The following is an 804-nucleotide window of genomic DNA, read 5'->3' as shown; positions in this document are numbered from 1 at the left end:
GTCATTGCGAATGCTTCTGTCAATAAGATGACCGTAATTTCTAATGGAAAAGAATATAGGGCGATACAAGTTGGTACGGTGATGACGCATCCGGATTACCGCAATCAGGGTCTGGCAGCGGAACTGATGAATAAAATCATTGAGACATATGAAAAAGAATATGACTTTATCTACTTATTCGCTAATAAGACGGTGCTGGATTTTTATCCTAAGTTTGGATTTGAGAAGGTTAAGGAAAGCAGATTCAGCATGAAAGCTTATCATTTAGAAAAAGTTACGGATAACACATCCTCTTTACGGAAGCTGGACATCAATAATCAGACTGATTTTCAGCTGATGAAAGAGTTCGCGATTGAGAGGGTGCCTGTATCTTCAATACTGGGAGTAAAAAATAGTGAGCATCTATTAATGTTTTACTTTATTATCGTTTTCAAGAATTCGATTTATTATGACGAAGAAGAAAATGTGATTATCATTTTTGAAGTGGAAGATGATAAACTGCATGTTTTCGACATCATCAGTAAAGCAAGAGTAGAGGCAGATAGAGTGTTGTCACGTATTGTTTCTGCTGATATTGACATTATTTACTTCTATTTCATACCCGACCTTTACAGCGAGGATGTTGATGCAGTATACATGGAAGAGAGTAATGATGTTTTATTCGTGCGTCCATTATTGCTGAATGATACAGGACATTTGGCGTTTCCATTAACCTCGCATTCTTAGGTGTTTACTATTGATAAAATGTTGGCCAGACCTTCAGTCGATCTATTTCTGGTGAATTTAGAGAAATCGCTGATAAAC

Annotated in this window: 1 protein-coding gene; it reads left to right on the top strand. The window is 36.7% G+C overall.

The genetic code is table 11. The features are described from left to right. Positions 1-726, top strand: a 726-nt coding sequence (locus KW93_RS11365; RefSeq protein ID WP_033543138.1) for a GNAT family N-acetyltransferase, incomplete at its 5' end; no start/stop codon positions are given. Between the last annotated feature and the right edge of the window lie 78 nt (positions 727-804).

Source organism: Planococcus sp. CAU13 (genome assembly GCF_000775575.1).
Taxonomy (GTDB): domain Bacteria; phylum Bacillota; class Bacilli; order Bacillales_A; family Planococcaceae; genus Planococcus.
This window is presented reverse-complemented; position numbering and strand designations above follow the sequence as displayed.